At 38.7% G+C, this 25765-nt stretch carries 26 protein-coding genes; 7 read left to right on the forward strand and 19 right to left on the reverse strand.

Translation table 11 applies throughout. From position 1 onward, the window contains the following. Nucleotides 1-329: 329 nt before the first annotated feature. The 8 genes from POF52_RS07330 to POF52_RS07365 form a co-directional block, all read right to left on the reverse strand. A complete protein-coding gene (locus tag POF52_RS07330) occupies nt 330-1211 on the reverse strand; it encodes a glycine betaine ABC transporter substrate-binding protein (RefSeq protein ID WP_271991444.1) in 882 nt (293 codons plus the stop codon). Between the two features lie 21 nt (nt 1212-1232). Continuing rightward, nucleotides 1233-2096: an ABC transporter permease gene (locus tag POF52_RS07335; RefSeq protein ID WP_016763567.1), complete on the reverse strand. Its 864-nt coding sequence runs from the start codon at nt 2094-2096 to the stop codon at nt 1233-1235. A gap of 2 nt (nt 2097-2098) precedes the next feature. Next, nucleotides 2099-3352, reverse strand: a complete 1254-nt coding sequence (locus POF52_RS07340; RefSeq protein WP_271991447.1) for a quaternary amine ABC transporter ATP-binding protein — start codon at nt 3350-3352, stop codon at nt 2099-2101. Nucleotides 3353-3432: 80 nt separating this feature from the next. Next, nucleotides 3433-4581, reverse strand: a complete 1149-nt coding sequence (locus POF52_RS07345; RefSeq protein WP_271991450.1) for an aromatic ring-hydroxylating oxygenase subunit alpha — start codon at nt 4579-4581, stop codon at nt 3433-3435. A gap of 66 nt (nt 4582-4647) precedes the next feature. After that, nucleotides 4648-5808, reverse strand: a complete 1161-nt coding sequence (gene solA / locus POF52_RS07350) for an N-methyl-L-tryptophan oxidase (RefSeq protein WP_271991453.1) — start codon at nt 5806-5808, stop codon at nt 4648-4650. A gap of 30 nt (nt 5809-5838) precedes the next feature. Next, complete coding sequence (locus POF52_RS07355) at nt 5839-8262, reverse strand: GcvT family protein (protein ID WP_271992178.1); 2424 nt, start codon at nt 8260-8262, stop codon at nt 5839-5841. 362 nt (nt 8263-8624) lie between these two features. Further along, nucleotides 8625-9266 carry a 3-hexulose-6-phosphate synthase gene (hxlA, locus tag POF52_RS07360; protein WP_034653267.1) on the reverse strand — a complete coding sequence of 214 codons (642 nt, stop codon included), beginning with the start codon at nt 9264-9266 and terminating at the stop codon, nt 8625-8627. 201 nt (nt 9267-9467) lie between these two features. Further along, nucleotides 9468-9833, reverse strand: coding sequence for a winged helix-turn-helix transcriptional regulator (locus tag POF52_RS07365; RefSeq protein ID WP_013056244.1), 366 nt, complete (start codon nt 9831-9833; stop codon nt 9468-9470). Between the two features lie 164 nt (nt 9834-9997). Between POF52_RS07365 and zwf the strand changes: the two genes are divergently transcribed. Beyond that, nucleotides 9998-11512, forward strand: coding sequence for a glucose-6-phosphate dehydrogenase (gene zwf / locus POF52_RS07370; protein WP_081363837.1), 1515 nt, complete (start codon nt 9998-10000; stop codon nt 11510-11512). Nucleotides 11513-11664: 152 nt separating this feature from the next. Here the strand turns inward: zwf and POF52_RS07375 are convergent, their stop codons facing one another. The 6 genes from POF52_RS07375 to POF52_RS07400 all read right to left on the reverse strand — a co-directional run bounded on the left by POF52_RS07375 (nt 11665) and on the right by POF52_RS07400 (nt 17394). Further along, nucleotides 11665-11913, reverse strand: a complete 249-nt coding sequence (locus POF52_RS07375) for a hypothetical protein (protein ID WP_013082444.1) — start codon at nt 11911-11913, stop codon at nt 11665-11667. 38 nt (nt 11914-11951) lie between these two features. Beyond that, nucleotides 11952-12437 carry a PaaI family thioesterase gene (locus POF52_RS07380; RefSeq protein WP_271991466.1) on the reverse strand — a complete coding sequence of 162 codons (486 nt, stop codon included), beginning with the start codon at nt 12435-12437 and terminating at the stop codon, nt 11952-11954. Between the two features lie 142 nt (nt 12438-12579). Beyond that, nucleotides 12580-13422, reverse strand: coding sequence for an aldo/keto reductase (locus POF52_RS07385; protein ID WP_016763559.1), 843 nt, complete (start codon nt 13420-13422; stop codon nt 12580-12582). A 117-nt stretch (nt 13423-13539) separates the two neighbouring features. Continuing rightward, complete coding sequence (locus tag POF52_RS07390) at nt 13540-14784, reverse strand: Bcr/CflA family efflux MFS transporter (RefSeq protein ID WP_016763558.1); 1245 nt, start codon at nt 14782-14784, stop codon at nt 13540-13542. 214 nt (nt 14785-14998) lie between these two features. Beyond that, nucleotides 14999-16186 (reverse strand): methionine gamma-lyase, encoded by a 1188-nt coding sequence (gene megL, locus POF52_RS07395; protein ID WP_271991470.1) that lies wholly within the window; start codon nt 16184-16186, stop codon nt 14999-15001. A gap of 158 nt (nt 16187-16344) precedes the next feature. Further along, nucleotides 16345-17394 carry an NAD(P)/FAD-dependent oxidoreductase gene (locus tag POF52_RS07400; RefSeq protein WP_271991473.1) on the reverse strand — a complete coding sequence of 350 codons (1050 nt, stop codon included), beginning with the start codon at nt 17392-17394 and terminating at the stop codon, nt 16345-16347. A 189-nt stretch (nt 17395-17583) separates the two neighbouring features. Here POF52_RS07400 and POF52_RS07405 point away from each other — a divergent pair, with 189 nt between their 5' ends. The 4 genes from POF52_RS07405 (at nt 17584) to POF52_RS07420 (ending at nt 21398) form a co-directional block, all read left to right on the forward strand. Further along, nucleotides 17584-18378: an ABC transporter ATP-binding protein gene (locus POF52_RS07405; RefSeq protein ID WP_271991476.1), complete on the forward strand. Its 795-nt coding sequence runs from the start codon at nt 17584-17586 to the stop codon at nt 18376-18378. After that, entirely contained in the window at nt 18379-19302 is a 924-nt protein-coding gene (locus POF52_RS07410; RefSeq protein WP_271991479.1) for an iron-hydroxamate ABC transporter substrate-binding protein, read from the forward strand. A gap of 81 nt (nt 19303-19383) precedes the next feature. Further along, the gene (locus tag POF52_RS07415; RefSeq protein WP_271991482.1) at nt 19384-20394 is read left to right on the forward strand and encodes a FecCD family ABC transporter permease; all 1011 of its coding nucleotides are present in this window, start codon (nt 19384-19386) and stop codon (nt 20392-20394) included. Next, nucleotides 20391-21398, forward strand: coding sequence for a FecCD family ABC transporter permease (locus POF52_RS07420; protein WP_271991485.1), 1008 nt, complete (start codon nt 20391-20393; stop codon nt 21396-21398). The genes POF52_RS07415 and POF52_RS07420 overlap by 4 nt, the downstream gene beginning before the upstream one ends. A gap of 90 nt (nt 21399-21488) precedes the next feature. Here POF52_RS07420 and POF52_RS07425 read toward each other — a convergent pair whose 3' ends face one another. After that, nucleotides 21489-21656 (reverse strand): YfhD family protein, encoded by a 168-nt coding sequence (locus POF52_RS07425; protein WP_013082434.1) that lies wholly within the window; start codon nt 21654-21656, stop codon nt 21489-21491. A gap of 128 nt (nt 21657-21784) precedes the next feature. Here POF52_RS07425 and ytzI point away from each other — a divergent pair, with 128 nt between their 5' ends. Beyond that, a complete protein-coding gene (gene ytzI / locus POF52_RS07430) occupies nt 21785-21919 on the forward strand; it encodes a YtzI protein (RefSeq protein WP_016763550.1) in 135 nt (44 codons plus the stop codon). Nucleotides 21920-21948: 29 nt separating this feature from the next. On the opposite strand, the gene POF52_RS07435 is transcribed toward ytzI, so the two are convergent. Genes POF52_RS07435 through POF52_RS07450 form a run of 4 tightly spaced genes read right to left on the reverse strand, consistent with a single transcriptional unit; the run spans nt 21949 to nt 24978 of the window. After that, complete coding sequence (locus tag POF52_RS07435) at nt 21949-22146, reverse strand: helix-turn-helix domain-containing protein (RefSeq protein WP_016763549.1); 198 nt, start codon at nt 22144-22146, stop codon at nt 21949-21951. A 45-nt stretch (nt 22147-22191) separates the two neighbouring features. After that, entirely contained in the window at nt 22192-22620 is a 429-nt protein-coding gene (locus tag POF52_RS07440) for a MarR family winged helix-turn-helix transcriptional regulator (protein WP_034653280.1), read from the reverse strand. Between the two features lie 60 nt (nt 22621-22680). Then, nucleotides 22681-24306: a DHA2 family efflux MFS transporter permease subunit gene (locus tag POF52_RS07445; protein ID WP_271991495.1), complete on the reverse strand. Its 1626-nt coding sequence runs from the start codon at nt 24304-24306 to the stop codon at nt 22681-22683. Between the two features lie 33 nt (nt 24307-24339). Further along, entirely contained in the window at nt 24340-24978 is a 639-nt protein-coding gene (locus POF52_RS07450; RefSeq protein ID WP_013056227.1) for an HlyD family efflux transporter periplasmic adaptor subunit, read from the reverse strand. Between the two features lie 279 nt (nt 24979-25257). Here POF52_RS07450 and POF52_RS07455 point away from each other — a divergent pair, with 279 nt between their 5' ends. Next, complete coding sequence (locus POF52_RS07455; protein ID WP_016763546.1) at nt 25258-25719, forward strand: MarR family winged helix-turn-helix transcriptional regulator; 462 nt, start codon at nt 25258-25260, stop codon at nt 25717-25719. The last annotated feature ends 46 nt before the right edge of the window (nt 25720-25765 follow it).

The raw sequence follows: 25765 nt of genomic DNA on the forward strand, positions 1-25765 counted from the left end.
CACTATTTTTGTACACAATAAGGTAATGAAAAGTAATTTATGCTTTGGGGAATCACATAAATTATGACAACATAGGTGTAAATAAATACTTACATGCGAAACGTAAAGCATTCATTATTTAAATTGTACTTGGATAGTAGAAAGCAATGCCACTTTTTTTAATTTAAATATATTTTTTTAATTTACATATCAGGTTAAAAAACTTTCATTTATTGAGCTTTTACCGAACTTAATCTGTTAGAAAAGCTGCAGATAAAAAGTTCTCTCACAAAAAAACCGTCTCTAAGTTAATAGCTTCACTTATGAGACAGCCTTTTCTTTTCCTTCTATTATTTTACCCAGCTTTCCGTCACTTTTTTATTTTTAGAAATCCAGTTTTTCACACCTTTTGTTTCGTCTTTTGCACTGTTAATTTCTGATTCTAAAGATGCTAGTTGATCGGCACTAATAGAAAAATTTTTCAGCCACTTTGCTGCTTCTGGATAATCTTCTTTAAATGCCTTTTTGCTAATCGACTGTATTTTTTCAGGTCCAGTTGGATTCATCGTATTTTTGGGATCTTTTAAGTATCTGAGATTATACTTTTCAAAAGCCCAGTGCGGGCGCCATAACGTAACAACAATGGGTTCTTTATTAGCAATGGCTTTATCTAATTCCGATAACATGGCGGCTGTGCTGCTTTCTACTAAGTTCCAGTCTTTTAACTCATAGCTTGGCATCGTATGATCTTTAGTAAGACCGTTTATTCCAGATCCTGGTTCAATACTAATAATCTTTCCGTTAAACTCATCTTTTTTATTTTTTAAATCAGCTAGTGACTGCGCGTCTACGTAGTCGGGAACGGCCAATCCGCTATCTGCTTGATCATACCAAGTACCGAGCACGTCAACTTGTTTTCCAAACCTTTTCATATAAGAGCTATGGGTGGTCGGCATCCATACATCCAAAAATAAATCAATGTTTCCTTGAGCAACTCCTGAGAAAAGCGGAGCTACGTCGCTTTGAACTGCTTTAACTTTATAACCTTTTTCCTCTAATAATTCCTTCCATAGAAACGTAACAGCTACGGCTTCGTCCCATGGTATGTATCCAATTGTAATTTCTTTTTTAGTCGTCGCGCTGCTTGCCGTATTGCTATTGCCGCATGCGGAGACAAGCAGCATAATGACGATTGTTAGCATAATAAAAAGAACTTTTTTTGATTGTTTCATATACTCCCACCTTTATTCATTTTATTTACTTGATTGAATACCTTCTCTTTTTTGAGTAGAAAGGTGCGTCAGACGATCTAAAATAACGGCAATAATGACAACTGCAATCCCGCCGATAAATCCTAAGCCTACATCCAACATACTGATGCTTCTTAATACCTCAGCACCCAAGCCTCCTGCACCGACCATTGAAGAAATAACAACCATCGAAAGAGATAACATAATAACCTGGTTTACACCCGACATAATCATAGGCAAAGCGAGCGGCAGCTGGACTTTAATTAATTTTTGCCATTCCGTCGCTCCAAAAGCTTCTGCCGCTTCTAAAGTGGTTTGGGGAACTTGCTGAAGTCCAAGCAGCGTCAGACGAACGGCAGGCGGCATTGCGAAAATAAAAGTAGCAATAAGAGCTGTAACATTCCCTAATCCAAATAAAAGTACGGACGGAATTAAGTAAACAAAAGCAGGCATTGTTTGCATAATATCAAGAATGGGCTTTATCACTGCTCCAACTTTGTTAAAGCGGTGTGATAATATGCCTAAAGGAACGCCAAATAGAAGTGAGATAATAGTAGAAGCTAAAACGAGAGATAAGGTCAGCATCGATGCTTCCCATAAATTCAAGCTAATAATGAGAAGTAAACCAAAACACGTAAATACAGCTATCTTCCAATCTGTTAGCCATAGCGCTAATAGAACAAAAACAACGACCGTTACTAACGGAGGAGAAGCGGTCAATACCCATTCGAGACTGCTTATTAAGCTGGTCATTATCTGGTTGATTCCAGTAAATACACCTGAAAAACTATCAATCATGTAATCAACAAATGAGTTTGCCCATTTATCTAAAGGGATACGAGGAATCGTCGCGGAATTTACCATCATATTTATCGGACCTCCATTTGAAATGACTTAACTTCTTGTTGCTCAGTCACTGCAGTACGTTCAGTGAGATTTGCAATAAGAGTGCTTGGGGAAATCATACCTTGTAGGCGATGATGATTATCAACAATGACTACAGGCGAATGACTGTCTGTAAATAGAGGAATCATTTCTTGTAAAGACATATCAGGATTGACGCAATGCGGCTTTATCATTGCCGTTCCTTTTAAATCATGCTTATGAGCTTCGATAAGCTCCATCACCGTATAAATGGTCATTAAGCCTAATAAGCGGTCAGAACTATCAAGAACAAAAATCGTAGATAAGTGATTGGTTCTCATTCTTCTTAGTACGACTTGCGGTGATTCGTACTCGTAGGCAGCAGTTTCTACTGGAATAACAGCGTCTTTAGCAAGGCGGATTTTACCGTAATTAACGTCTTGAACAAGCAGTTTTACATAATCTGTTGCCGGTTGACTTAAAATATCTTCAGCGGTTCCAAGCTGTACAATCTCTCCGTCTTTCATTACGGCAGCCCGGTGTCCTAAAGTTAATGCTTCATCTAAATCATGCGTTACAAAAATAACTGTTTTTTGTACTTCCCCTTGAATATCAAGAAATAGCTTTTGCATATCTCTTCGAATAAGAGGATCTAAAGCTGAAAAAGGCTCATCCATCAGCAAAATCTCCTGTTCAGAAGCAAGAGCTCTCGCTAGTCCAACCCGCTGCTGCATACCTCCTGATAATTCATAAATTCTTTTATAAGCTTGTCCATTTAAGCCCACCATTTCAAGAGCCTTTTTCCCTCGCTTTTCTCTTTCGTTTGCTGATACACTTTGTATCTCTAGACCGAACGTAATGTTGTCAATCACGGTGCGGTTTGGAAGGAGGCCCACATTTTGAAAGACCATCCCAATTTTATTTCTCCGGACTTCCTGAAGCTGTCTTTTTGGCATATGAGAAATATCTGTGTTTTCTAGATATACCGTCCCTTCTGTCGGTTCTACAAGCCCGTTCAAGCATCGAAGTAAAGTAGATTTACCGCTTCCTGACAATCCGATTAGCACAAAAGTTTCTCCTTTTTTCACTTCGAAATGAGCATTATAAATAGCAACGGTTGTCTTAGTAGCTTGTTCAACTTCATATTTACTTTGTCCAGACTCTCTCAGTTTAAGAGCCTGTTCTTTTTGACGGCCAAATACTTTTGAAACATCGGTAACGCGGATAATGGGTTCTGTTAGTTTAGAGCTTGTACTCAATTTATTTCCCCCTTATTTTAAAGTAGATTGTTAGAAGTGGTCCGACACCTTGAGATAACGGGTCAGACCACTTCTATTTACTATTCGACCTTCATACCGATTGCTTCTAACACATAATTGTAAAAATGCGAAACGTGCTGTTCGATAGGTACTAATATACCTCCTTCTTTATAAGATTTTGAGCTCATATTTTCCTGACACCACTCACATGCTTCAAAGTCTTGTAAATTAACGCGGTGAAATAACTCCACCGCATCTTTTGGATCAAAATCAGGTTTAGCCATTTCCTCAGGGTCGAATAACCATTCACAAATCACTTTAGATTTTTCCGCACTAATTGGAATAATACGATGAATAATAACGTGATCCGGTGTTAAATTGATAAATACAAGCGGCAGAACGGTAATGCCAAAATACGTGCGGTCGTCTTCAGGAAGCAATCCTTTTAACATGGGACGACTTCCTTGCCCGCTGATTGAAAAAGCTTCTAATTCATCACCAAACTTAGCTCCGCCTCCCACTGAACTTTGAGTACCGACTCCTGAACGAAATTCAGGCAGCGTTGCTGTAAGTTCAGGGTGAATGGAGGAACAGTGATAACACTCTTGAAAGTTTTCTACAATAAGCTTCCAATTTGCCTCGACTTCATATTCTTCACGATGAGCAGATTTTAAGTTTTGAATTTCATATCTAGCAAACGTATAGAGCTCTCCAAAACGATCAAGAATTTGTGTATCTAGCTGATATTCAACAGACATAGGATTGTCTGATAAATTAACCCAAACCATTCCGTGCCACACTTCAATGTGAACAGATGTTAATCCATAATGTTCGTTATGCACAAGCTCTTCTCTGCAGTGGCTTGTATTAGGAACACCTACTAAATTACCATCTAAGCTATAGCTCCACGAATGATATGGGCAGCGAATGACGCCCGTTTTACCCGATGCTTGGCTGCACAGCTTAGCTCCTCGATGCCGACATACGTTCAAGAATCCACGCAGTACATGATCTTTTCCTCTAGTAATGAGAATATTTTCCCCTTCAACTCTCGTCGTAATATATTGTCCTGGTTCTGCTATTTCATATTCAAATGCAACTAAACTCCATGATTTAGAAAATATATGATCTTTTTCTAACTTAAAAATGTCCGAAGATGTATACAACTCTCCTTTCAATGTGGGTTCAAGTCTCCCTTTATCATTCACTAAACCATGTTCCATAACCATCTTCTATTCCTCCTTCGCTTCTTTAGAAACATTTAAATAGAACCATTGGCAAGAGCTGACGACGATTTATACTATTTTATTAGTTGCAAAACGCTTCGGCGTAAACAAATCGATTGGATGATTGGTTTTTCCCTCTATCACTAAATCTGCTAAAATTTCTCCTACTACGCTCGCAAACTTAAACCCATGTCCAGAAAACCCTGCTGCAATCGCTACTTGAGGATATTCAGGATGCAGTGAAATGACAAAATGTTCATCTGGTGTATTGGTATACATGCACGTTTTCCCTTGTAAAAATCGACCGTTAAGCTGTGGAATACCTTGAGCTAGATAGTGCCGCATCATGTTCACTTCGTCTTCATATATATTTCGATCAATCGTTTCCGGCGTACACGCTGTTCCTTTTCGAAAAAACGCCACTTTTGCTCCTTCAGCCTTTAATCCAAACGAAGGGAAACCATACAACTGTACATAATCATCTGCTTCCCAAATATAAATCGGCTGTTTTCCCACTGAAAAAATATCTATTCCTTGTGTTGGTTCAAAAAACATTTGCACATGACGCTCTACTTGTAAGCTAACACCCAAATCCCGTAATAAATCAGGTGCCCAAGCGCCTGCAGAAATAATGATTTTTCCAGCTTCATATATTCCATTAGCTGTTACAACGCGCACGCCTTCACCAGAAGGATGAGCTTCCCACGACACCACTTCCTCAAAAAAATGAAGCTCAGCTCCGTACTTTTCTGCTTGAAGAAGGTGAGTATATACGCTCGCTTCCGGCCTAACGAATCCAGCTCTTTCTTCATATAGAGCAACCGTAGCAGGTGAAGGTGTAAACGCCGGAAACCGTTTGTAAATATCCTTTGCTTCTAGAATCTCATACGCAAGATTCCACTGTTTAGAGCTTTCGATGCTTCCAGAAACCGTCAAGCTATCAGGAGGTCCCATCATAAGTCCACCGGTAACCGTAAGAATTTCTTGACCGCTTTCTCTTTCAATTTCATTCCATAATTCGTAGGCGCGAAGCAATAATGGAACGTAAGCAGGGTCTTCAAAATACGACTGTCGAATGATTCTAGAGCCGCCGTGACTCGATCCTAGGTCATGAGCGGGACCGTATTGTTCTAACCCCAATACCCGCTGACCTTTTTTGGCGAGCTGATAAGCAGCCGTACTCCCCATAGCTCCTAATCCGATAATAATGACATCATAATGTGTTGACATCTGCATTCCTCCTGTCTTTCGATTGATCAATTAAACTACCGCTGGGGAGTGTGTCATCATTGTTGCTTTATAACTCTGACCAAAGTATTCAACTTCTAAAACCATTTCTTCATGTACAGCTTGAGATAATAAAGTGTGTACAATTCCTTTTCCTAAGCTGTATGAATAGCCGGCACTTGTCACAAATCCGAGGGCTGTTTCTCCATAAAAGACCGGTTCATATCCCATTACTATCGCTGAAGGATCATCTAATATGAGCGTCGCTAATACTGTTTCAGAATCTTTTCGCTGACGATCAAGCAATGCCTCTTTTCCAATAAAAACTGGTTTTGTTAAATCAACCATTTCATGAAGGTTAACTTCATATGGATGATGCTCGCTCCAAAAGTCTTTCCCGCTTTTTAACGAAAAAGATTCAATTCGAAGATTTTCAAGAGCTCGGTCTCCCGCGGCAATCAGCTGATAAGGCTGTCCTTGCTCAATTAATACATCCCATAAATTCAGACCTTGATCAGAAGTCGTAATCAACTCCCAGCTCTCCATTCCCCCGTAGGAATCACGCAGAGCAAGAACTGAACTCTTTTCAATAAACAAGGTTTTCGCTTGCCCTTCAATCCAAGTGCTGCTAAGTTCTGAGCATTGAACCACGGACTTCATTACTCCTGTAGCTTTAGGACCAATTAATGCTATACTGCATGTCCCTGACGTTACATCTTGAAAAACAACTTGACCGTTTTGAGGCACGTGTTTTTGAATCCAGCTTGCTTCTACGGCTCCCGTACAAACAATCAAGAAAGTGGATATATTTTTGCGAATAACCATTATTTGATCTTTTATGCCGCCTCGCTCATGCAACATACACGTACGTATGCTTTGCCCTACTGTAATGTCTATATTTCCTGTCGTTAGCTTCTGTAAAAACTGGAGAGCTCCTTCCCCTTTAATTTCCAACCTTTTCTTTGCTGCCGTTGTATCGTAAATCGCCGCGTACTGACGAGTATGCAACTGTTCAGCCTCGATAATCGGTGACCAATATTCAGCCGACCACCCCTTTCTTATAACCATCTTCTTTTCATATGTGGATATAAGCGGATAGTTAGCTTCATACCACTGCGGCTGCTCCCACCCTGCTTTTTCGTTAAAATACGCTTTTAGTTCTTGCTGACGCATATAAAATGGACTTACGCGCATGTTTCGCGATACTTTTCGCTGCATAAATGGATGATGAATGCTATAAACCTCTTCATATTCTTCAATAGACCGCTGTTTGTAATAAACAGGGCTGCATGCATACGTATCGAAACGATTAATATCGCATAGCTCCAAATCCACAGTCGGTGCACCATTCATCAGCCATTCAGCCATTTGCCTAGCGACACCTGCAGAGTGCGTTACCCATATGGCTTCGGCTACCCAAAATCCCCCTACTGCTTGTGATTCGCCAAGCAGCGGCATCCCATCAGGTGTGAAGGAAAAAATGCCGTTCATTCCTTTTTTTATTCCTGGCTGTTTTAATGCCGGAATTAGTTCCAATGCATCTTCCCACGGTTTTTCAAAATCTTTTGGTGTAAAAGGTTTAACAGAAGGCATTTCTTTTGTTTCTCCGTATTTTGTAATGTCACTGAGTTCGATTGGAAACGGCTCATGCTGATATGATCCAATCCCAAGCCCTTTGTCTACCTGACGAAAATAAATTGCATTATCTTGATCTCGAATAAGAGGAGTCGCGACTTCTTCCGTTTCTCCGTTTAATTCAAGTAAATCATTTGTAAACACATATTGATGAGCCATCGGCTGAAGAGGAATTGTTACACCGACCATTTCTCCGATGCGAGGTCCCCAAAATCCGGCACAGCACACGATTACATCTGCTTCAAATTTTCCAGCGCTCGTGTACACTGCTTTTACTTGACTATTTGTCACTTCGATATTCGTCACTTCTGTATGACCGTAAAATTCTACTCCGCACTCTTTAGAAAAACGAGTCATTTTATCAACGGCATGCAAAGGTTTGGCAATACCGTCTGAAGGAACATAGAGACCTCCGCAAATACGATCAGGACAAATCAACGAATTTTTTTCCGCGCATTCCTGCGGTGAAAGAAGAAGAGCTTCGATTCCCCATGAGCTGGCAACACCAGCCTTTCTCTTTAGGTCTTCTAATCGCTCTGGTGTACGGGCAACTTCTAAACTGCCGACAGGATAAAACGAGCGCTGTTCATCTGTACTCAACTCTTTAAAGGTCTCGACTGTTTGAGAAGCTAGTGTTGTCAGGACTTTTGAAAAGCTAAGCTGAAATACAAGCCCCGGAGCGTGAGAAGTAGATCCTCCCGTTTCGAACAAAGGGCCTTGCTCAATCACTGTTATGTTTCTTTGCCCCATTTTACTTAAATAGTAGGCAATGCTGCACCCGACAATTCCAGCTCCTATCACTACTATCCTCTTATGTTCCATCACTTTATATCTCCCTCCTTTTTTGGTTTGAAGATGTTAAATATTGTCGATAGTTAATTATATTTTTAAGATTCATAATTTTCAAAGTATTTTGTTAAAAAGTGTGACATAGATTTTTTTAGACTTTCTTCCGCTAATGTTCGGATAACGTTTTCTTAACTTTAAAATATCAGAAAAACTGCCGTCTTTTTCTTTCGAATAACGAATTTTAAAGAAACTATCTATCTGTCAAAATGACACTTATCAATGAATGGTTATATCAAAAATGACGGAAAGAAGATAGCTAAAATAACTTAGCTATCTTCTTTTTAAACCATTTACCGATTAATTAATTTTGAAGGCTTAAATACTTTTGCTTATTTTTAGACCAAAGTTGCTTGTTTGACTACTTTTTTCATTTCTTCTGCAACGTTTCTTTTGTCTTTTTCACTTGTAATCCCCCCGCCTACAATCACAAGATCCGGCTGTGATTGCACGACTTCAGGAAGTGTATTCAGTTTAATACCTCCTGCCACCGCTGTTTTTGCATGTTTTACAACTCGTTTAATCGTTTGAAGCTGCTCGAACGGGGTTTCTCCTTCAGCTTGAAGATCATACCCTGTGTGTACACAAATATAGTCAACACCGAGCGCATCGACTTCTTTTGCACGTTGCTCAAGGTTTTTTACATTAATCATATCAACAAGAATTTGTGTTCCTTGTTTTTTGGCCTCTTCTACAGCGCCTTTTATAGTCGAATCATCAGTAGCGCCAAGAATCGTAATAATACTAGCACCCGCTTCAGAAGCTTTCATTACTTCGTAAGCACCTGCATCCATAATTTTTAAATCAGCTAATACCTTTAAAGACGGAAAGGCTTCCTTGATTTCTTTGACTGCTTTTAGCCCTTCGTTAATTACAACTGGAGTTCCAATTTCTACAATATCGATATACTCTTGAACCTCCTGCACTACTTCTTTTGCCTCTGAAATATTTACAAGATCCAATGCTAATTGAAGTTCCATACTTACTTCACTCCTTCATTAAATGGGGTTGTCTAGCATGAATTCATTGTAAAACCGTTACTTTCAAAAAAAAAGTAGGCACTTTTAAAACATATAGTCACTAAAAATATACTATGGACGCTTCAATGCAGCATATCATTTGTATTTATTTTAGAAAATTCTGAATAATAAGAGTGGTTTTATCCTTCTCACCAAAAGATTTTAACCCATATGGCTGGAATTATTCATTTCAGGCTCTATAACGGTTTCCATATAATTTTTTCCCCACTCATCCATGCTCTCAAGGATGGGCATCAAGCTTCTCCCGTGTTCAGTCAAGGAATATTCAACTTTTGGAGGGACAACCGGATAGACTTTTCGGTGAACGATTTGATCTTCTTCCAATTCTCGCAGCTGACTTACTAACATTCGCTGAGTAATTCCCGGCATCATGGACTTTAACTCCCCAAATCGTTTCGTCCCTTCTTTTCCTAGGTGCCACATAATCAGCATTTTCCACTTGCCTCCAATAATCGTTAACGTTAATTCCTTTTCACAGTTAAACGTTTTGCTAAAAAGTCTGCTCAATCCTTTTTCCTCCCTTTTTATGCGTAATAGTATAGTTTTAGACACTATATGAAAATAAAGTGTCTACTTATAAAGGAAAATTGTACCTGCTATACTGTAATCTGTAAAGGTGGTAAAAGACTATATTCACTGCAATAGACCGTTAAAATAAAGGAGGAGATCAATTGGGCAGTGTAGCTCGTTCACGTGATAATTGTCTCAAGTCTCATTCACCACAAGCGTTAGAAGTGGATTCCATGACCTTTATCTTATTTGGAGCAACAGGAGATTTAGCTAAAAGAAAAATTTTTCCTGCGTTATATAATTTATTTTTAGATAAAAAGCTTCCTTCTTCCTTTTCTATTGTTGGTACAGATAGAAGCAACTGGTCTGATGATGCCTTTCAAATATATGTAGAAGAATCAGTAAAGACTTTTTCAAGGCGCTTTAGACAAGGTGAATCCAAGATAAAAGAATTTCTTAAGACAGTTCGCTATCATAAAATGGATGTTACCAATAGTGATGGATATGACCAGTTGCTGCATGCTATTCAAGAAGGCGAAGCAGAATTAAATATTCCTGAAAATCGTCTTTTCTATTTATCAGTGGCTCCTGAATTTGTAGACGTTATTGCTTCAAATATAAATAGCGGCGGATTGGGATCTACAAAAGGCTGGAAACGTCTTATTATCGAAAAGCCTTTCGGACACGATTTACAATCTGCTCAAGTGTTAAATCAAAAGCTTACTGAAACGTTCAATGAAGAAGAGATTTATCGTATCGACCACTATCTGGGTAAACCAATGATCCAAAATTTGGAGGCTTTAGCATCTGCAAACCCTATTTTACAAGCACTATGGAATCATCACTACGTTGCAAATGTCCAAATTACAGCTAGTGAAACAGTTGGTGTAGAAGAAAGAGCGCCTTACTATGATCAGTCCGGTGCAATTAGGGATATGTTCCAAAACCATATGCTTCAAATGCTTATGATGACTGCCATGCAGCTGCCAAAGACACTTAACATCGCAAAGACTCGCCAACAAAAGATAAAAATTATGAAAAGCCTTCGCCCTCTACAAAAAGAGTTTATCCATTCGAACGTCATAAGAGGTCAATACGAAGCGGGGAAAATCCAAAATCGTTCCGTTATAGGATATAAAGATGAGCCCGGCATCAATGCTGCTTCCGTTAATGATACATTTATAGCAGTGCGGGTATGGATTGATCATGAGCTTTGGAAAGGAGTACCTTTCTATCTTCGCACAGGAAAAAGAATGAGTAAAAAATGCACGCGTATCGTCATTGAATTTAAACATCCTTTAAAGGATGTTTATACAGACGAAGAAGTTATTCCCAACCTTTTGGTTGTCGAAATCAGCCCAAATGAAGGTATATCACTGCAATTAAACAGCAAAAACCCTTTGAATGACAATAAAATCGAACCTATTTTTATCAACTTCTCAACAAATCAAAGAGAAGTACCCGAAGCTTATGAACTGCTGTTAGTTGATGCTTTACAGGGAGACTCCACATTTTTTGCTCATTGGGAAGAAGTTGAATTATCTTGGAAATGGGTGCAACCTATTTTAGAAGTTTTTAATGATGAACGCTTTCCTCTTCATTTTTATCCTGCGGGTACGATGGGACCAGCTGCTTCAAATCATTTGTTAGAAGACGACGGGTTTAAGTGGTGGTGATTACTTTTAATCTCGTTAAAAAGAGGCTGGGGTAAAAGCATTTTATTTGAAGAAAGATCCGAACGATGAAGCGAGATTCTTGATGGAGAATCCAACTCGTTCGGACTTTTTCATTGTGGTCGTAAACGTAGGTTTACTGCATGTAGTTGCTTCTAGTTGTTCGTATTTTCTTTATTTAATATCAGCCATTTGATTTTTCGATCTCGCTCTTTTCTTTCTTGTTCATCAACCAAATCGTATTTCTTCAGCAAATGAAACATCTCGTTTAATGTTGTTTGCGAAGGATTTCGTACGAGAAACTCATGAAATAACGAGCGAATATCTTCTGGCAGCCATTGTGACTGCGAGTTAAACTTCTGCTGTACATCTTCTACCGAGTGGTCTAAATTACATTTACCCATACCTTTTCCTCCCTTTTTATGTAACTGTTTTGCATTTTTTAGTCTTCTTTTCGTTTAAACGTACTTGGCATAACAACTGCTACAACTTCTCCGGTCGCAACAATGATGTCACTCGCGTATACTTCTGTTTTAACTCTCCATTTCTTCGGGTGAATTTCTTCAACCGTTCCTATTGCTTTTAGTACTTCACCCTGCGGCGTTGGTTTTTTAAAATCCACGTGGAGAGAACCGGTAACAAATCGCGGCGGCTCTGCTGAATCTCCTATTTCGTAGCCATTTTTACGGTATAGAGCAAGAGAAGCAGAGCCTGTTCCATGGCAATCAATCAGTGATGCAAGAAGTCCTCCATAAACAAATCCTGGTATAGCTGTATGTTTAGGCTTAGGTGTATAAAGGGTAATGGTTTTTTCTCCTAACCATCCTGTCCGAAAATGATAGCCTTCCTGATTTAATCGGCCGCATCCGTAACACCATGCAAAATCATCCGGATATTCGTCTTGAATCGCTTTTACTACTTTTCCCATGGTTCACCACTCCTTTTTTCGGAATATTTTAACACATTTTCTTCTACAATCGTTAGAACTAAACGGACTATTTTCAAGCTTAAATAACTAAAAATCATAATAGAAGAAAAGCCTCACTTAAAAAGTAAGTGAGGCTTTATAATTAAAATTCTTCATAAGCAGAGGGGTCTTGATTATTAAGTCTTCCATCCTCGCGATTTAATTCTGAAATCATATTCATCTCAGTTTCATCTAAAGAAAATGAAAAAATGGATATGTTTTCAAGCTGCCGCTTGCGAGATGACGATTTTGGAATTGAAATCGCCCCTAGCTGATAATGCCATCGCAAAATTACTTGTGAAACTGTTTTATTATGACGGTCGGCAATTTGTTTAATTGTTTCATTTTCTAAAACAGCACTTGCTCGCCCTAGCGGACTCCAAGATTCAATTTGAATGTTTTTCTCCTGATACCAATTTCGATATTGATGTTGATTAAAAAAAGGATGCAGTTCTATTTGATTGATACTTGGTAAAATGCCGGTCTCTTTTTCCAAGCGCTCAACATGCTCGGGAAGAAAATTACAAACACCAATTGAACGAATTAAGCCCCAGCGCTTCGCATCAATCAATGCTTGCCAAGCTTCTACATAATGATCTTGTTTAGGATTAGGCCAATGAATAAGATACAAATCGTAATAGTCTAAATTCGCGCGATATAAAGATTCTTGGATAGTAGGAATTGCTTTATCATACATATGGTAGCGCCCTGGGAGTTTAGATGTAACGAATAGTTCTTGTCTAGAAACCGGTGTTCTTCGAAGAGCTTGGCCCACGGTGCCTTCATTTTCGTAATTATAAGCCGTATCAATTAGACGATACCCTACATCAATCGCACTCGTTATAGCGTTGACTCCTTCATTTCCGTTAAGCTTATATGTACCAAAACCTATAGCAGGCAAGGTTACCCCGTCATTAAGGGTTATTTCAGGAATTACTTTACTCATTATTATCCACTCCTTTCGATCATGCCCTAAGGTTAGCATATATTATCCAATACTTGAATAAATTTGCACCACTCATTTTCACAAAGGAGTGATGCTTTCAAACAATCAAAAAAGTGATTACGGAGAAACCTCCGTTTTAAACTCATTAACTTCGCACTTTTCTGTTTCTTTCTTGTTTTTAGTTAACGTAAAGAAAGCTACAAAACCTAAAAGCGCCGTACTAAATAAAATAGCAGCCATCGGAATCGCTGTGGTTTCGTTAATACCCACTAAAGGAGAAACAATTGATCCTAAAGTTAGTGGAAGCATGCCTAAAACAGCACTCGCACTTCCTGCTCTATGTCCTTGATTTTTCATTGCCAATGTCACCGAGCCTGTGATCGTCATTCCTATAGAGATCATGTAAATAAAAATGGGAATAACAATCGTAGCTAGCGGCCCTTTAAGCATGGTCATGATAAGAAGTACGCTAGTAGCACTTACAGCCGTAATCACGGCAATGCGAAGCAGGCTTCTTTCATGAAGAATGCCGCTAAAGCGCCCTATAATAAAGCTTCCAGTCACAATGGCCAAGCCGTTAATCCCAAACAAAATGCTGAAAATTTGCGGAGAAACATGGTAGATCCCTTGATAGACAAATGGAGTGCCTGATACATAAGCAAAGCTTCCTCCGTGGACCAGTCCGACAATTAAGGCATACCCAATAAAAGAACGGTCTTGTAATAAACTGCCCATCGTGCGAACGGAATGACCAATTGAGCTTGGCGTTCTATTTTCAATTGGCAAAGTTTCTTTTAAACGCATTGAGATTGTTAAAACAATTAAAAGACCTATTAAACTTAAAAACAAGAAAATAGTATGCCAGCTTGCAAAAGGAAGAAGTAAAATAGCACCTCCAGCCATTGGTGCTATCATTGGCGCAAAGGCATTAATAACCATTAACAGAGCAAAAAACTTCGTAAGCTCTCTTCCACTAAAAACGTCTCTGACAATGGCTCGAGAAAGAACAACTCCTGCCGAAGCCGTAAACCCTTGTAAAAAGCGTGCGATGACTAAAGCCGTAATAGTAGGAGCCAAAGCACAGAGCAAGGACGATATCATAAATAAAGAGATGGAGATGAGTAAAGGTCGTTTTCTTCCCTTCGCATCACTGATTGGACCGATCACGATTTGACCAATGGCAAGGCCTAGTAAACACGATGTTAAACTAAGCTGAACAAGTGAAGCTCGCGCATCTAAATGATCAGCAATAGCAGGGAAACTTGGCAAATACATATCGATATTAAGCGGACCTAATATCGCAAGCGTGCTGAGGAGAAACGCCAATCCTAGACGTTTTTTTCCAGTTGGGTTATGAAGCATAATAGCAGAACACCTTCCTTACCTAAATATTGTATTTTCACAGATAACCTTTAGTCTAGTTAAAAGCACCTCTTATGTCTAGGACATTTGTCTAGGGATGCAGGTAAAGTTTCCACTCGTAAAAAAGGAGGTATGAGTAATTACATGCGGTTGATAGTCAAAAAACAACGCTTGAAATATCCTTAAGATACTTCAAGCGTTGTTTGAACGTTTGTTATATACTATCTAATGCCTGCTGTAAATCTCTCATAATATCTTCCCATGCTTCCAGTCCAACTGATAAGCGAAGGAGTTCGTTTGAAATTCCCATTTCTTTCCGAGCTTCTTCCGGCACAACTGCATGCGTCATCGAGGCAGGATGCTGAATAAGTGTTTCAGCATCTCCAAGACTCACCGCAATGGAAATGAGCTTAAGCTGATTAACCACTTTTACGGTTTCTTCATAACCTCCTTTCACTTCAAAGGAGAGAAGCCCCCCTCCTTTTTTCATTTGCTTTTGCATGAGAGAATAAGCAGTGCTTTTTTTATCACCTGGATAATAAACGGCTTTCACCTTGGGGTGGAGACTTAATTGTTTTGCGATATGTTCAGCATTTTCACAGTGACGATCCATTCGAACGGCCAGCGTTTTTAAGCCTCGGAGTAACAGCCAAGCATCAAACGGTGAAAGAATGCCTCCGATATCTTTTTGCGTCGTTTTGCGCAGTACGGAAATAACCTCTTCGTTCCCTACTACAATTCCTGCTACAACATCTCCGTGTCCACCAATAAATTTTGTTGCGCTATGAATGACTAAGTCGCACCCAAGCTTCAGCGGCTGTTGCAAATAAGGAGTTGAAAAGGTATTGTCTACTACCACAGGAATTCCTTTTTGTTTGGCGATAGAAGCAACTAACTCTAAATCTACTAAAGTCATAGTCGGGTTAATCGGTGTTTCAATATAAATACATGCTGTATCTTTTCTGATAGCAGCAAGAATTTCTTCCTCAGTTTCCAAGTTGGAGAAAGAATGATGGATTTGATATTTTTCCTCAAGCATTTCTAAGAGACCAAATGTGCATCCATACACTCCTTTAGAACATAAAATATGATCGCCTGCTTTTGTAAGTCCAATCAATACAGCCGATACTGCAGCCATTCCCGATCCAAATGCCAAAGCGGCTTCTCCTTCTTCAAGCTGTGCCATACGCTCTTCTAAAATGGTGACCGTTGGATTCGATAACCGGGAATATACATAACCACCTTCTGCTCCGCTAAACCGGTTTGCACCTTGTTCTATAGATGAAAATGTAAATGTAGACGTTTGATAGATAGGCGGAGCTAAGCTATCAAAATGATGTTTTGATTCATACCCTGCGTGAATGGCTTTTGTTTCAAACTGATATTTCTCTTTTTCCTTCATACGGCTTCCCCCTTATGCACACAAGCACTATGTCATTTTTTTAAAAAAGTGTAAGCGTTTTCTTTTATTATATTTCTCTTTTCTTTTTTCGTTCCCTGCCTCTCCATGTCGATAATTCCACCGTAGAGAAAGAAGCGACATGCACCCTGCACCTCGCTTTACTTCATCATTTGTTTAATTAGTGCTGAATTACGTTTTTTGAATACTTCATTATGAGAAGAAACCATAGCCCCCTTAGCAGCAGAGGGCTGAACGAATTTTTTTGCTTTGTTTACGGCATTAGCAGCGTCTTGAAAAGCACCTGTAATCAAATGGACTTTTCCTTCGTGCATGAGAATGTCTCCCGCTGCATACACGCCTTCTACCGACGTTTCGCTTGCTGCGTTACCTGCAACATAGCAGTCATCAATGGTTTTAATATGTAATTCACTGTTTTTTAACAGCTCTGTATCTCTTTCATAACCGTGATTAATAATGACTTCGTCAATTGGTAAATAAGAAATTTCACCGGTTTGATAATTAGTCAGCTCAACTTTTTCAATAAATTCATGCGTCGCATCAGCCACTAATTTTGTAATAGATGTGTTAAGCAGACACCGAGCTGAACTGTTTATTAATTGTCTCACTTGTGCTTCATGACCGTTTAGTTCACTGTTTCGGTACGTAATATATACTTTTTTAGCAACGGACTCTAGCTCATTTGCCCAATCAATGGCTGAATTTCCTCCTCCGGAAACAATCACCGTTTTATTTTTAAAATGCTGCAAAGATTTAACCGTATAGTTTAAGTTTGATATTTCAAATCGTTCTGCCCCTTCAATTTTGAGCTTTTGCGGGTTTAAAATACCTCCTCCGACAGCAAGGATAATGGTTTTAGAGTAATGATATTCACCTGAAGAACTCATCAGCCGGAAAATACCATCTTCTAAGCGAGAAATCGATTCAATCTTCTCATTTAAAACAACAGTTGGATCAAACGTCAGCCCTTGTTCAACAAGCTGTTCAATAAGCTTTGCACCAGCCACAGGAGTTTGTCCGCCCACATCCCAAATCATTTTTTCAGGATAAACGTGAAGCTTCCCGCCTAGCTTTGGCTGATATTCAATCAGCTTTGTTTTCATTTCTCTTAGTCCACTGTAAAAGGCCGAGTAAAGGCCAGCCGGTCCCCCGCCGATAATTGTCACATCAAAAAGTTCATGGTGTGTCATGCACGTTCACTCCTTATAATCAACCGTTATTGATTATCATTCTCATTTAAATATACATCTTCTTCACCGTTTTGACAATAAAAATAACTATTGACATACGAAAACGTTCGAATTATAGTATGTAAAGAAAACGATATTGATAATCATTATCATATATTTGTTGTATTAAATATAAACGGAGGTTCAGATATGGTTCGCCTATATACAGAGAAATTACATATTAGTTATGGTGAACGTCTAATAGTAAAGAATTTAAGCGTTAACATTCCAGACAAAAAGATTACAACGATTATTGGTTCCAACGGATGCGGCAAATCAACGCTTTTAAAAGCCATTACCCGCATTATTTCTCATCAATCTGGTTCCGTTATTTTAGATGGGGAAAACATTTCAAAAGAACATACAAAATCACTCGCTAAAAAAATGGCCATTCTCCCTCAAACGCCGGAAAGTGCCAGTGGGTTGACTGTTGGCGAGCTCGTGTCTTATGGGCGCTTTCCCTATCAAAAAGGTTTTGGACGTCTATCAAAAGAAGACTATCAAACGATTGACTGGGCGCTTGAAGTCACCGGCATAAAAGACTACAAGTTTCGTCTCGTTGACTCTCTTTCAGGCGGTCAACGTCAGCGAGTGTGGATTGCAATGGCTTTAGCTCAAGAAACAGATATTATATTCCTCGATGAGCCGACTACCTACTTGGATATGGCTCATCAGTTAGAAGTGCTTGAGCTGCTTCAAAAGCTAAACAAAGAGCAAGAACGTACCGTCGTAATGGTGCTTCACGATTTAAATCAAGCCGCTCGTTTTGCAGATTATATTATCGCTTTAAAAGATGGAGAAATTGTTAAAGCCGGAACGTGTGACGAAGTCATTACGCATGACGTTCTAAAAAAAGTGTTTCATATCGACGCTGAAATTGGACGAGACCCGAGAACCAATAAACCAATGTGCATCACGTATAACTTATTAAGAGGAGATAACTAAATGAAAAAATTACTGCTTCCATTCATGCTCATATTCGTACTACTTATTAGTGCCTGCAGCAGCGGTTCAACTGAAAGCAAAAACGATTCTAATAAAGGAAACAGCGGATCCAAGACAATCACATATCAATCTGAAGACGGTCCTGTAAAAGTTCCGGCTAACCCGAAACGTGTCGTAGTGTTAGGCTCTTACGCAGGTAACGTCATGTCGTTAGGTGTCAATATTGTCGGAGTTGATTCGTGGTCTAAAATGAATCCCCGCTTTGAAAAGAAATTAAAAAGCGTTGAAGAAGTATCAGATGAAAATTTAGAAAAGATCATTAAATTAAAGCCCGACCTAATTATTGGCTTATCTACTACAAAAAACGTTGATAAATTGAAAAAAATTGCTCCTACCGTTACGTATACATACGATAAAGTAGATTACCTTACTCAGCATGTAGAAATCGGAAAACTATTAAATAAAGAAAAAGAAGCACAGTCATGGGTAAACGATTTTAAAAAGCGTACGGCAAAAGCTGGTTCTGACATCAAAGCTAAAATTGGCGAAGATACCACGGTTTCAGTTATTGAGAACTTTGACAAGCAGTTGTATGTGTTTGGCGATAACTGGGGACGCGGAACGGAAATTCTTTATCAAGAAATGAAATTAAAAATGCCAGAGAAAGTAAAGAAAATGGCTTTGAAAGATGGATACTATGCGATTTCGCCAGAAGTTCTTCCTGAATATGCCGGAGATTATTTAATCTTCAGCAAAAACCAAGATGGAGATACATCATTTGAGAAAACAGATACGTACAAAAATATTCCTGCTGTAAAGAATAATCACGTATTTGAAGCAAATGCAAAAGAATTTTATTTTAATGATCCAATCACATTAGATTATCAACTAGATTTCTTTACTCAAAAATTTCTTGGCAAGTAATTTATTCAAGAGGAATTCTTTTTAGAATTCCTCTTACTTTGTTTTACTAAATTTATTCTTATATGAAAAGATGGGTGTTTTATGAAAATAGACAATCAACAGTTCATTCCTTTCTTATATAAATTAATAGGTATGCTGCTCGTATTCATCGTAATGTTTGGTCTTTCCATGGTTTTTGGTGCTGCTGACATATCGATAAAAGATGTGTGGCTAGCACTTTCATCAAGCAGTGTAAACGAACAGATTTCGATCATCCGAGATATTCGCCTACCTCGTGAAATCGCCGCTGCTTTTGTTGGCGCTGCTTTATCAGTATCAGGGGCAATTATGCAAGGTATGACAAAAAATCCTCTTGCAGATCCAGGACTTTTAGGCTTAACTTCTGGCGCAAATGCAGCTTTAGCTGTAACCATTGCCTTTATCCCTTCTGTAAATTATTTAGGTATTACGATTGCTTGCTTTATTGGAGCTGCGGTTGGCGCAATTTTGGTGTTTGGAATTGCCGCTATAAAAAGAGGCGGTTTTTCTCCGCTTCGAATTGTACTAGCCGGGGCTGCCGTTTCAGCGTTTCTTTATGCGATTGGAGAAGGCGTCGGTATTTATTTTAAAATTTCAAAAGATGTATCGATGTGGACTGCTGGCGGAATGGTAGGCACTTCTTGGGAACAGCTTCAAATCATTGTTCCCTTTATTGTCGGAGGTATATTCATTGCCCTTTTGCTTTCTCGGCAGCTTACTATTTTAAGTTTAAATGAAGAAGTTGCTGTGGGGTTAGGTCAGCAAACAACAAAGGTCAAAACCATTTTATTTGTTGTCATGATTCTTCTTGCAGGTGCTTCTGTTGCGCTAGTCGGAAACATGGTGTTTATCGGCTTGATGATTCCTCATATTGTACGAGGAATTGTAGGAACCGGCTATCGTTATATTATCCCTATGTCGGCTATCACTGGCGCAGCGTTTATGCTGCTCGCTGATACGTTGGGCCGAACCGTAAGTGCGCCTTATGAAACACCAATAGCAGCAGTTGTATCCATGATTGGTTTACCTTTCTTTTTAATCATTGTTCGTAAAGGAGGAAAAGCATTCTCATGATCCACCCAGCCCTTATTAGAAAACAACGAATAATTATGATGCTGCTCACTGTTTTGATTCTTGGAACGATTGTGATAGGAGTGGGGCTTGGTGATGCCTCCCTTCCTTATAATAAAGTGTTTCCTACTCTTTTTGGCAAAGGGAATTTTGCGGATGAGTTTGTTCTTTTTTCAATTCGACTTCCGCGAATTATCATTACTCTTTTAGCAGGAATGGCTCTAGCTTTATCAGGCGCTATCTTACAAGGTGTTACGCGCAATGATTTAGCGGAACCTGGAATTATAGGAATTAATTCGGGAGCAGGCGTCGCAATTGCCGTATTCTTTTTATTTTTTCCAATTGAAGCTGGCTCTTTCGTGTATGCTCTTCCGTTAGTAGGGTTTGTCGGCGCCTTGTTTACAGCTGGCCTTATCTACCTTTGTGCATATAGTAAAAGCCAAGGGCTGCAGCCTATAAAGTTTATTTTAACAGGCGTAGGTTTTTCGATGGCTCTTTCTGGAATGATGGTGGTGATTATGTCATCAGCTGATCATGCTAAAGTTGATTTTATTGCTAAATGGATTGCAGGAAACATTTGGGGGACAGACTGGCCTTTTATATGGGCACTTCTGCCTTGGCTTCTTGTCTTGATTCCTTTTATATTGTACAAAGCAAATTCATTAAATATTTTTAACTTAAATGAAGCTGCAGCTATTGGAGTCGGCATCGCTATAGAGAAAGAACGTGTAACATTGCTTTTAGCAGCGGTTGCATTAGCGGCAGCCGCAGTTTCAGTTACAGGCGGGGTTGCCTTTATTGGGCTTCTTGCTCCTCATATTGCCAAAGGCTTAGTCGGACCGAGAAACCAGCTTTTTATTCCCGTTGCTATTTTACTTGGCGGCTGGCTTTTGCTGATTGCAGATACAATAGGACATAACATTGCCGATCCTAACGGTCTACCAGCAGGAATTATTGCTGCCGTAATCGGTGCTCCTTACTTTATTTATTTGCTTTTGAAAAGATAATAAACGAGGCTGAGAAATAACGAACCACTAATCAAACATTTCAATTAGTGGTTCGTTTTTCACTTGGGCTAAAATACTTTTATCTCAGCTTTATTTTTGCTTTTTTTGTCTCTCATCTGCAGCGTTCGCTCTAGCCTGAGCTTCTAAATCGTCTTGGTCTGCTAATTCACGAGAAAACTCTTCGTCTACTCCATCTGCTTTAGATGCAGGATAATCCGCTACCTTTTTTAATTGTTTTTTCAACTCTTTTTCATTCATTATAAACACTCCTTTATTCTAGACTGTTACTAGTATGCGTTTGTCGTTTCTGCACTATGTGGAGAAAGAAGGAATTTTACCAATAAGACCGAAAGCATACGTAATAAGAAAAAGAAAGGACGTTTTATATGATCATCATTATTACACTCTCTATTATCATTGTATTTGTTATTTTACTGCTATGCATAGTTACTACTTCGAAAGCTTATGATTACAAACATACGGTAGATCCGCTTACAAAAAAACAAGACGAAAAAAAGTAGGTGCGCTCGTTTCACACCTACTTTTTGTATTAACCTTGCAGTGTTTTTAAATCATCATCGTTCAATTGAAATGCTTGCTTAATTTTGTCTTCCAAGTTTTTTGTTACTCTTCGCTTCCCCACTTCAACCAGTGCAATTAAAGAAAAGCTGCAGTTCACTGCTTGAGCAAAGTTTCGCTGATTCATATTGTAGTTTTTCCGAATGTTTTTTACCATTTCTTTATTCATTTACACTCACTCCGCTTAACTCAATATACTTTTTTCTACTCAAGTTCAAGTCACATGTTCATCTAGCTGTCGACAGAGCGTGAGAAATTGCTGCTGTTCTTCTTCTTTATAGCAAGCAAACAGTTTTTCAACCCCTTGCTGCATGTCTTTTTCAGCAGCTTGAATCACTTGTTTCCCTTTGTTTGTAAGCTCGACCATAACTTTACGCCGATCTCTTTTTGAATGGTAGCGCTCCACAAGATTCAATTCATACAAACGTGTAATCGATGCTGTAATAACACTTGGGCTCGCCTTTATCTCGTCTGCCACTTTGGTGACAGGCATTGTACGTGCACGTTCAACAATCAGTAAAATATGATATTGAAAAGGGGTAATTCCGTAATGATGTAAAAGGCTTTTTACATTTGTCATTACTTTTTTGTTTAAAGATATTGAAATTCTTTGAATTTCTTCACCAAATATCAATGGATCCATCCACCTCACCACCCCTTTCTCTCCAACATTTTTATGAGGAACTTTTGATTCTATAGCACCTTATGAATTTATACTTTTAGGAGCTGGAAGCATACGAATATCTTCCTCTTGAGCTTCTGATTTCTTTTCTTGGACTACTTTATCTTTACGTACGTCACGAAGGAAGAAACTTAGAATTAAACCGATAACAGAAATTGCTGTTGCCCAGTAAAAGGCATCGTTAATACCTTGGATCGTACCTTGCTGCGTCATTTTTCCAGATAAAATCGTCAGCGCTTGCTGCTGAGCCGCATCTTGTGATAAATGCAAAGTAGCAGCTACCTTTTGTACAAATAAATGAAAGCTGTTCATAAAGAATGGATCAGACGTATTCATGGAACTGCTGATTTCATTTACATGATACGTTGTACGATTCGTAAAAATGGTCGTCATTAAACTAATACCAATTGAACCACTTACTTGACGAAGCGTATTAGACATTGATGTTCCGTGACTGCTTAGTCGCTGCGGAAGCTGATTCAAACCGGCTGTCATAATCGGCATCATTAAGAGTGACATACCGAACGAGCGGATAATATAAATCGCTAAAATATGAGTAAACGGTGTATCCATCGTCAGCTTCGTAAATTCAAACGTTGAAATAGATGTAATGAGCATACCAACGATTGCTAGCGGACGAGGTCCAACTTTATCAAACAATGTACCTGAAATCGGCGACATAACCAGCATAACAAGTGCGCCAGGAAGCAGCAGCAGCCCTGAATCAAAAGCAGAATATCCGCGGATATTTTGCAAGTAAATTGGAAGCAAGAACATACCTGCGTACATACTGATTGTAATCGCAATACTAATAATATTTGATAGTGAAAAAATATTATATTTAAACACGCGCATATCCAATAGCGGCTTTTCAGATTTAATTTGTTGAAGAACAAATATAATTAAAAGAACTGCCCCGCCAATGATTGTAGAAAGAACAACTGAATCCGTCCAGCCGTCATTTCCAGCTTCACTAAATCCGTAAAGCAATAATCCCATACCTGCAAGTGATGTCACAACAGAAGGCATGTGAACTTTTACATCCTTTGGAGGCTGAATGTCTTTTAATTGAAAGAAAGCAATAATTAATACAATGGCACCTAATGGCACCATGCCGTTAAAAAGGATGTGCCAATCATAGTTTTGAATAACCCATCCCGATAACGTTGGTCCAATAGCCGGTGCGAACATCATGGCTAAACCAAAAATCCCCATCCCTTTTCCTCGCATGTGAGGAGGGAAAATAAACACAATAATGGTCATAACAAGAGGCGATAAGACACCTCCGCCAATAGCTTGAATTAAACGGCCGGTAAGCATAATCGAAAACGTAGGTGCAATTCCGCAAATCAATGATCCTACTGTAAAACAAAACATTGCAAATAAGAACAAGCGACGCACACCAAATCGTTCAATTAAAAAAGCTGAAAGCGGAATTAATGCCCCGTTCACAAGCATATATCCAGTTAACAACCACTGAGCTGTATTTGCCGTTACGCCAAACTCAGTAATCAAATGCGGGATGGCTACGTTCAGTAACGTTTGGTTTAATATCGCAAGAAACAAACCAAGCATTAAAACAATCAATAGCGGAATATGCTTTTTGATGGATCCATCACTTGTGTTTTCTATACTGGCTGTCATCATATTTCCTCCCTTCTTGAACTGTTGTAGTAAGAATTAGTCTTTCGAAATTTTTACTTCGGCGTTCATACCTGGCAGTACATGCTCTGAATAATTAGAAATAGAAATTTTTACAGGAACCGTTTGAGATACTTTTGTGTAGTTTCCATCTGAGCTTGAGTTCGATGTTAAAGATGAAAGTGAATTGGTTGCATATCCAATTTCTTCGACTTTGCCGTCGATTTTTGCACTGCTGTCTCCGTCTACCGTTACATCTACATCGTCGCCTTCTTTAATATCCTTAAGCTGATCTTCTTTAATATTTGCTACGATAAATAGGTCTTTCATATCTACTTCGGTTGCAATTTGCTGTCCAGCTTGAACCATTTGATTTTCTTTTACGTTTGTTTGAATAATTTTTCCATCTGCTGGTACTGTAGCAGCTACAGAGCCTTTTTCAGCTTGAATCTTAGCAATTTCAGCATCTTTTGATACATCATTTCCTTCTTCTACTGTCCAGCTTGCTACTTTACCTGCTGCAGGTGCCACTACATTGTATACATCTCCAGATACTTTAGCGTTATCCGTTGTAATATAGTTGGATTTTTGAACGTAATAATATCCTCCTCCAATTAATAAAGCTAAAATAACGATGATTCCAATAAAATTTGTTACCATTAAGCGACTTCTAGACATTCATTACTCCTCCTTAATACTTCACTAATAAAATTACTTTTTTATATAGCTTTTTCATAAAGATATTATCTCCATCTATTATGAGATATGTTTCTTTACAATCATCCATTTGGTTAACCACCTAAATAACTTTATCATAAAGATATTTTTTCGTAAAGGTATTAATTTAAAAATAATAATGGTGGTTAAAGATAATCATTGCCATCCTTTACAATTGTTTCATTTTATTTTAGAGTTAGTTTATATACGTCCGTAGTGTACAAGGAGATGGAAGCTAGCATGGATAACAATTTAGATTCAAAAATTGAACACCTTTATCAAATTAACACATCTTTTTTTCAATATATGCGACATTTAGTCGAAGAAACATTAAAAACACAGCCTTATCACTTAACACCCACTAAATTTTATATCTTAAACTACATTGCCAGCGGCACAAAGTATATGGTAGCAGATATTTCAAATAAACTTCACTTAACCTCGGGCGCTACAACTAGCTTATTAAATCAATTGGAAGAAGAATCTCTCATTCAGCGCGTGCGAGACGAAAAAGACCGGAGAGTCGTGTGGGTTTCATTGACCGATGAATCAAAGAAACTTGTTTCAATGATTACAGAGAAGCGAAATGGATTTTTAAAAGATATGCTAGCAGCTCTAAGTGTAGAAGAACAAGAAGAATATTTTCGCTTATTAAATAAAATGGATGCCCTTTTAAGTGATAAATATGGATTTTCGTATTAGATTATCCAAAAGAGCTCCGCTTCGAATTGAAGCGGAGCTCTTCGCT

Origin of the sequence: Priestia sp. AB (genome assembly GCF_028369225.1) — a bacterium.
GTDB classification, from domain to species: Bacteria; Bacillota; Bacilli; order Bacillales; family Bacillaceae_H; genus Priestia; species Priestia megaterium.

Coding starts and splice junctions, on each gene's coding strand:
- POF52_RS07330 (WP_271991444.1), bottom strand. CDS start 1,211: ATGAAACAATCAAAAAAAGTTCTTTTTATTATGCTAACAATCGTCATT.
- POF52_RS07335 (WP_016763567.1), bottom strand. CDS start 2,096: ATGATGGTAAATTCCGCGACGATTCCTCGTATCCCTTTAGATAAATGG.
- POF52_RS07345 (WP_271991450.1), bottom strand. CDS start 4,581: ATGGTTATGGAACATGGTTTAGTGAATGATAAAGGGAGACTTGAACCC.
- solA (WP_271991453.1), bottom strand. CDS start 5,808: ATGTCAACACATTATGATGTCATTATTATCGGATTAGGAGCTATGGGG.
- POF52_RS07355 (WP_271992178.1), bottom strand. CDS start 8,262: ATGGAACATAAGAGGATAGTAGTGATAGGAGCTGGAATTGTCGGGTGC.
- hxlA (WP_034653267.1), bottom strand. CDS start 9,266: ATGGAACTTCAATTAGCATTGGATCTTGTAAATATTTCAGAGGCAAAA.
- POF52_RS07375 (WP_013082444.1), bottom strand. CDS start 11,913: ATGGGTAAATGTAATTTAGACCACTCGGTAGAAGATGTACAGCAGAAG.
- POF52_RS07380 (WP_271991466.1), bottom strand. CDS start 12,437: ATGGGAAAAGTAGTAAAAGCGATTCAAGACGAATATCCGGATGATTTT.
- POF52_RS07385 (WP_016763559.1), bottom strand. CDS start 13,422: ATGAGTAAAGTAATTCCTGAAATAACCCTTAATGACGGGGTAACCTTG.
- POF52_RS07390 (WP_016763558.1), bottom strand. CDS start 14,784: ATGCTTCATAACCCAACTGGAAAAAAACGTCTAGGATTGGCGTTTCTC.
- megL (WP_271991470.1), bottom strand. CDS start 16,186: ATGAAGGAAAAAGAGAAATATCAGTTTGAAACAAAAGCCATTCACGCA.
- POF52_RS07400 (WP_271991473.1), bottom strand. CDS start 17,394: ATGACACACCATGAACTTTTTGATGTGACAATTATCGGCGGGGGACCG.
- POF52_RS07405 (WP_271991476.1), top strand. CDS start 17,584: ATGGTTCGCCTATATACAGAGAAATTACATATTAGTTATGGTGAACGT.
- POF52_RS07410 (WP_271991479.1), top strand. CDS start 18,379: ATGAAAAAATTACTGCTTCCATTCATGCTCATATTCGTACTACTTATT.
- POF52_RS07415 (WP_271991482.1), top strand. CDS start 19,384: ATGAAAATAGACAATCAACAGTTCATTCCTTTCTTATATAAATTAATA.
- POF52_RS07420 (WP_271991485.1), top strand. CDS start 20,391: ATGATCCACCCAGCCCTTATTAGAAAACAACGAATAATTATGATGCTG.
- POF52_RS07425 (WP_013082434.1), bottom strand. CDS start 21,656: ATGAATGAAAAAGAGTTGAAAAAACAATTAAAAAAGGTAGCGGATTAT.
- ytzI (WP_016763550.1), top strand. CDS start 21,785: ATGATCATCATTATTACACTCTCTATTATCATTGTATTTGTTATTTTA.
- POF52_RS07435 (WP_016763549.1), bottom strand. CDS start 22,146: ATGAATAAAGAAATGGTAAAAAACATTCGGAAAAACTACAATATGAAT.
- POF52_RS07440 (WP_034653280.1), bottom strand. CDS start 22,620: ATGGATCCATTGATATTTGGTGAAGAAATTCAAAGAATTTCAATATCT.
- POF52_RS07445 (WP_271991495.1), bottom strand. CDS start 24,306: ATGATGACAGCCAGTATAGAAAACACAAGTGATGGATCCATCAAAAAG.
- POF52_RS07450 (WP_013056227.1), bottom strand. CDS start 24,978: ATGTCTAGAAGTCGCTTAATGGTAACAAATTTTATTGGAATCATCGTT.
- POF52_RS07455 (WP_016763546.1), top strand. CDS start 25,258: ATGGATAACAATTTAGATTCAAAAATTGAACACCTTTATCAAATTAAC.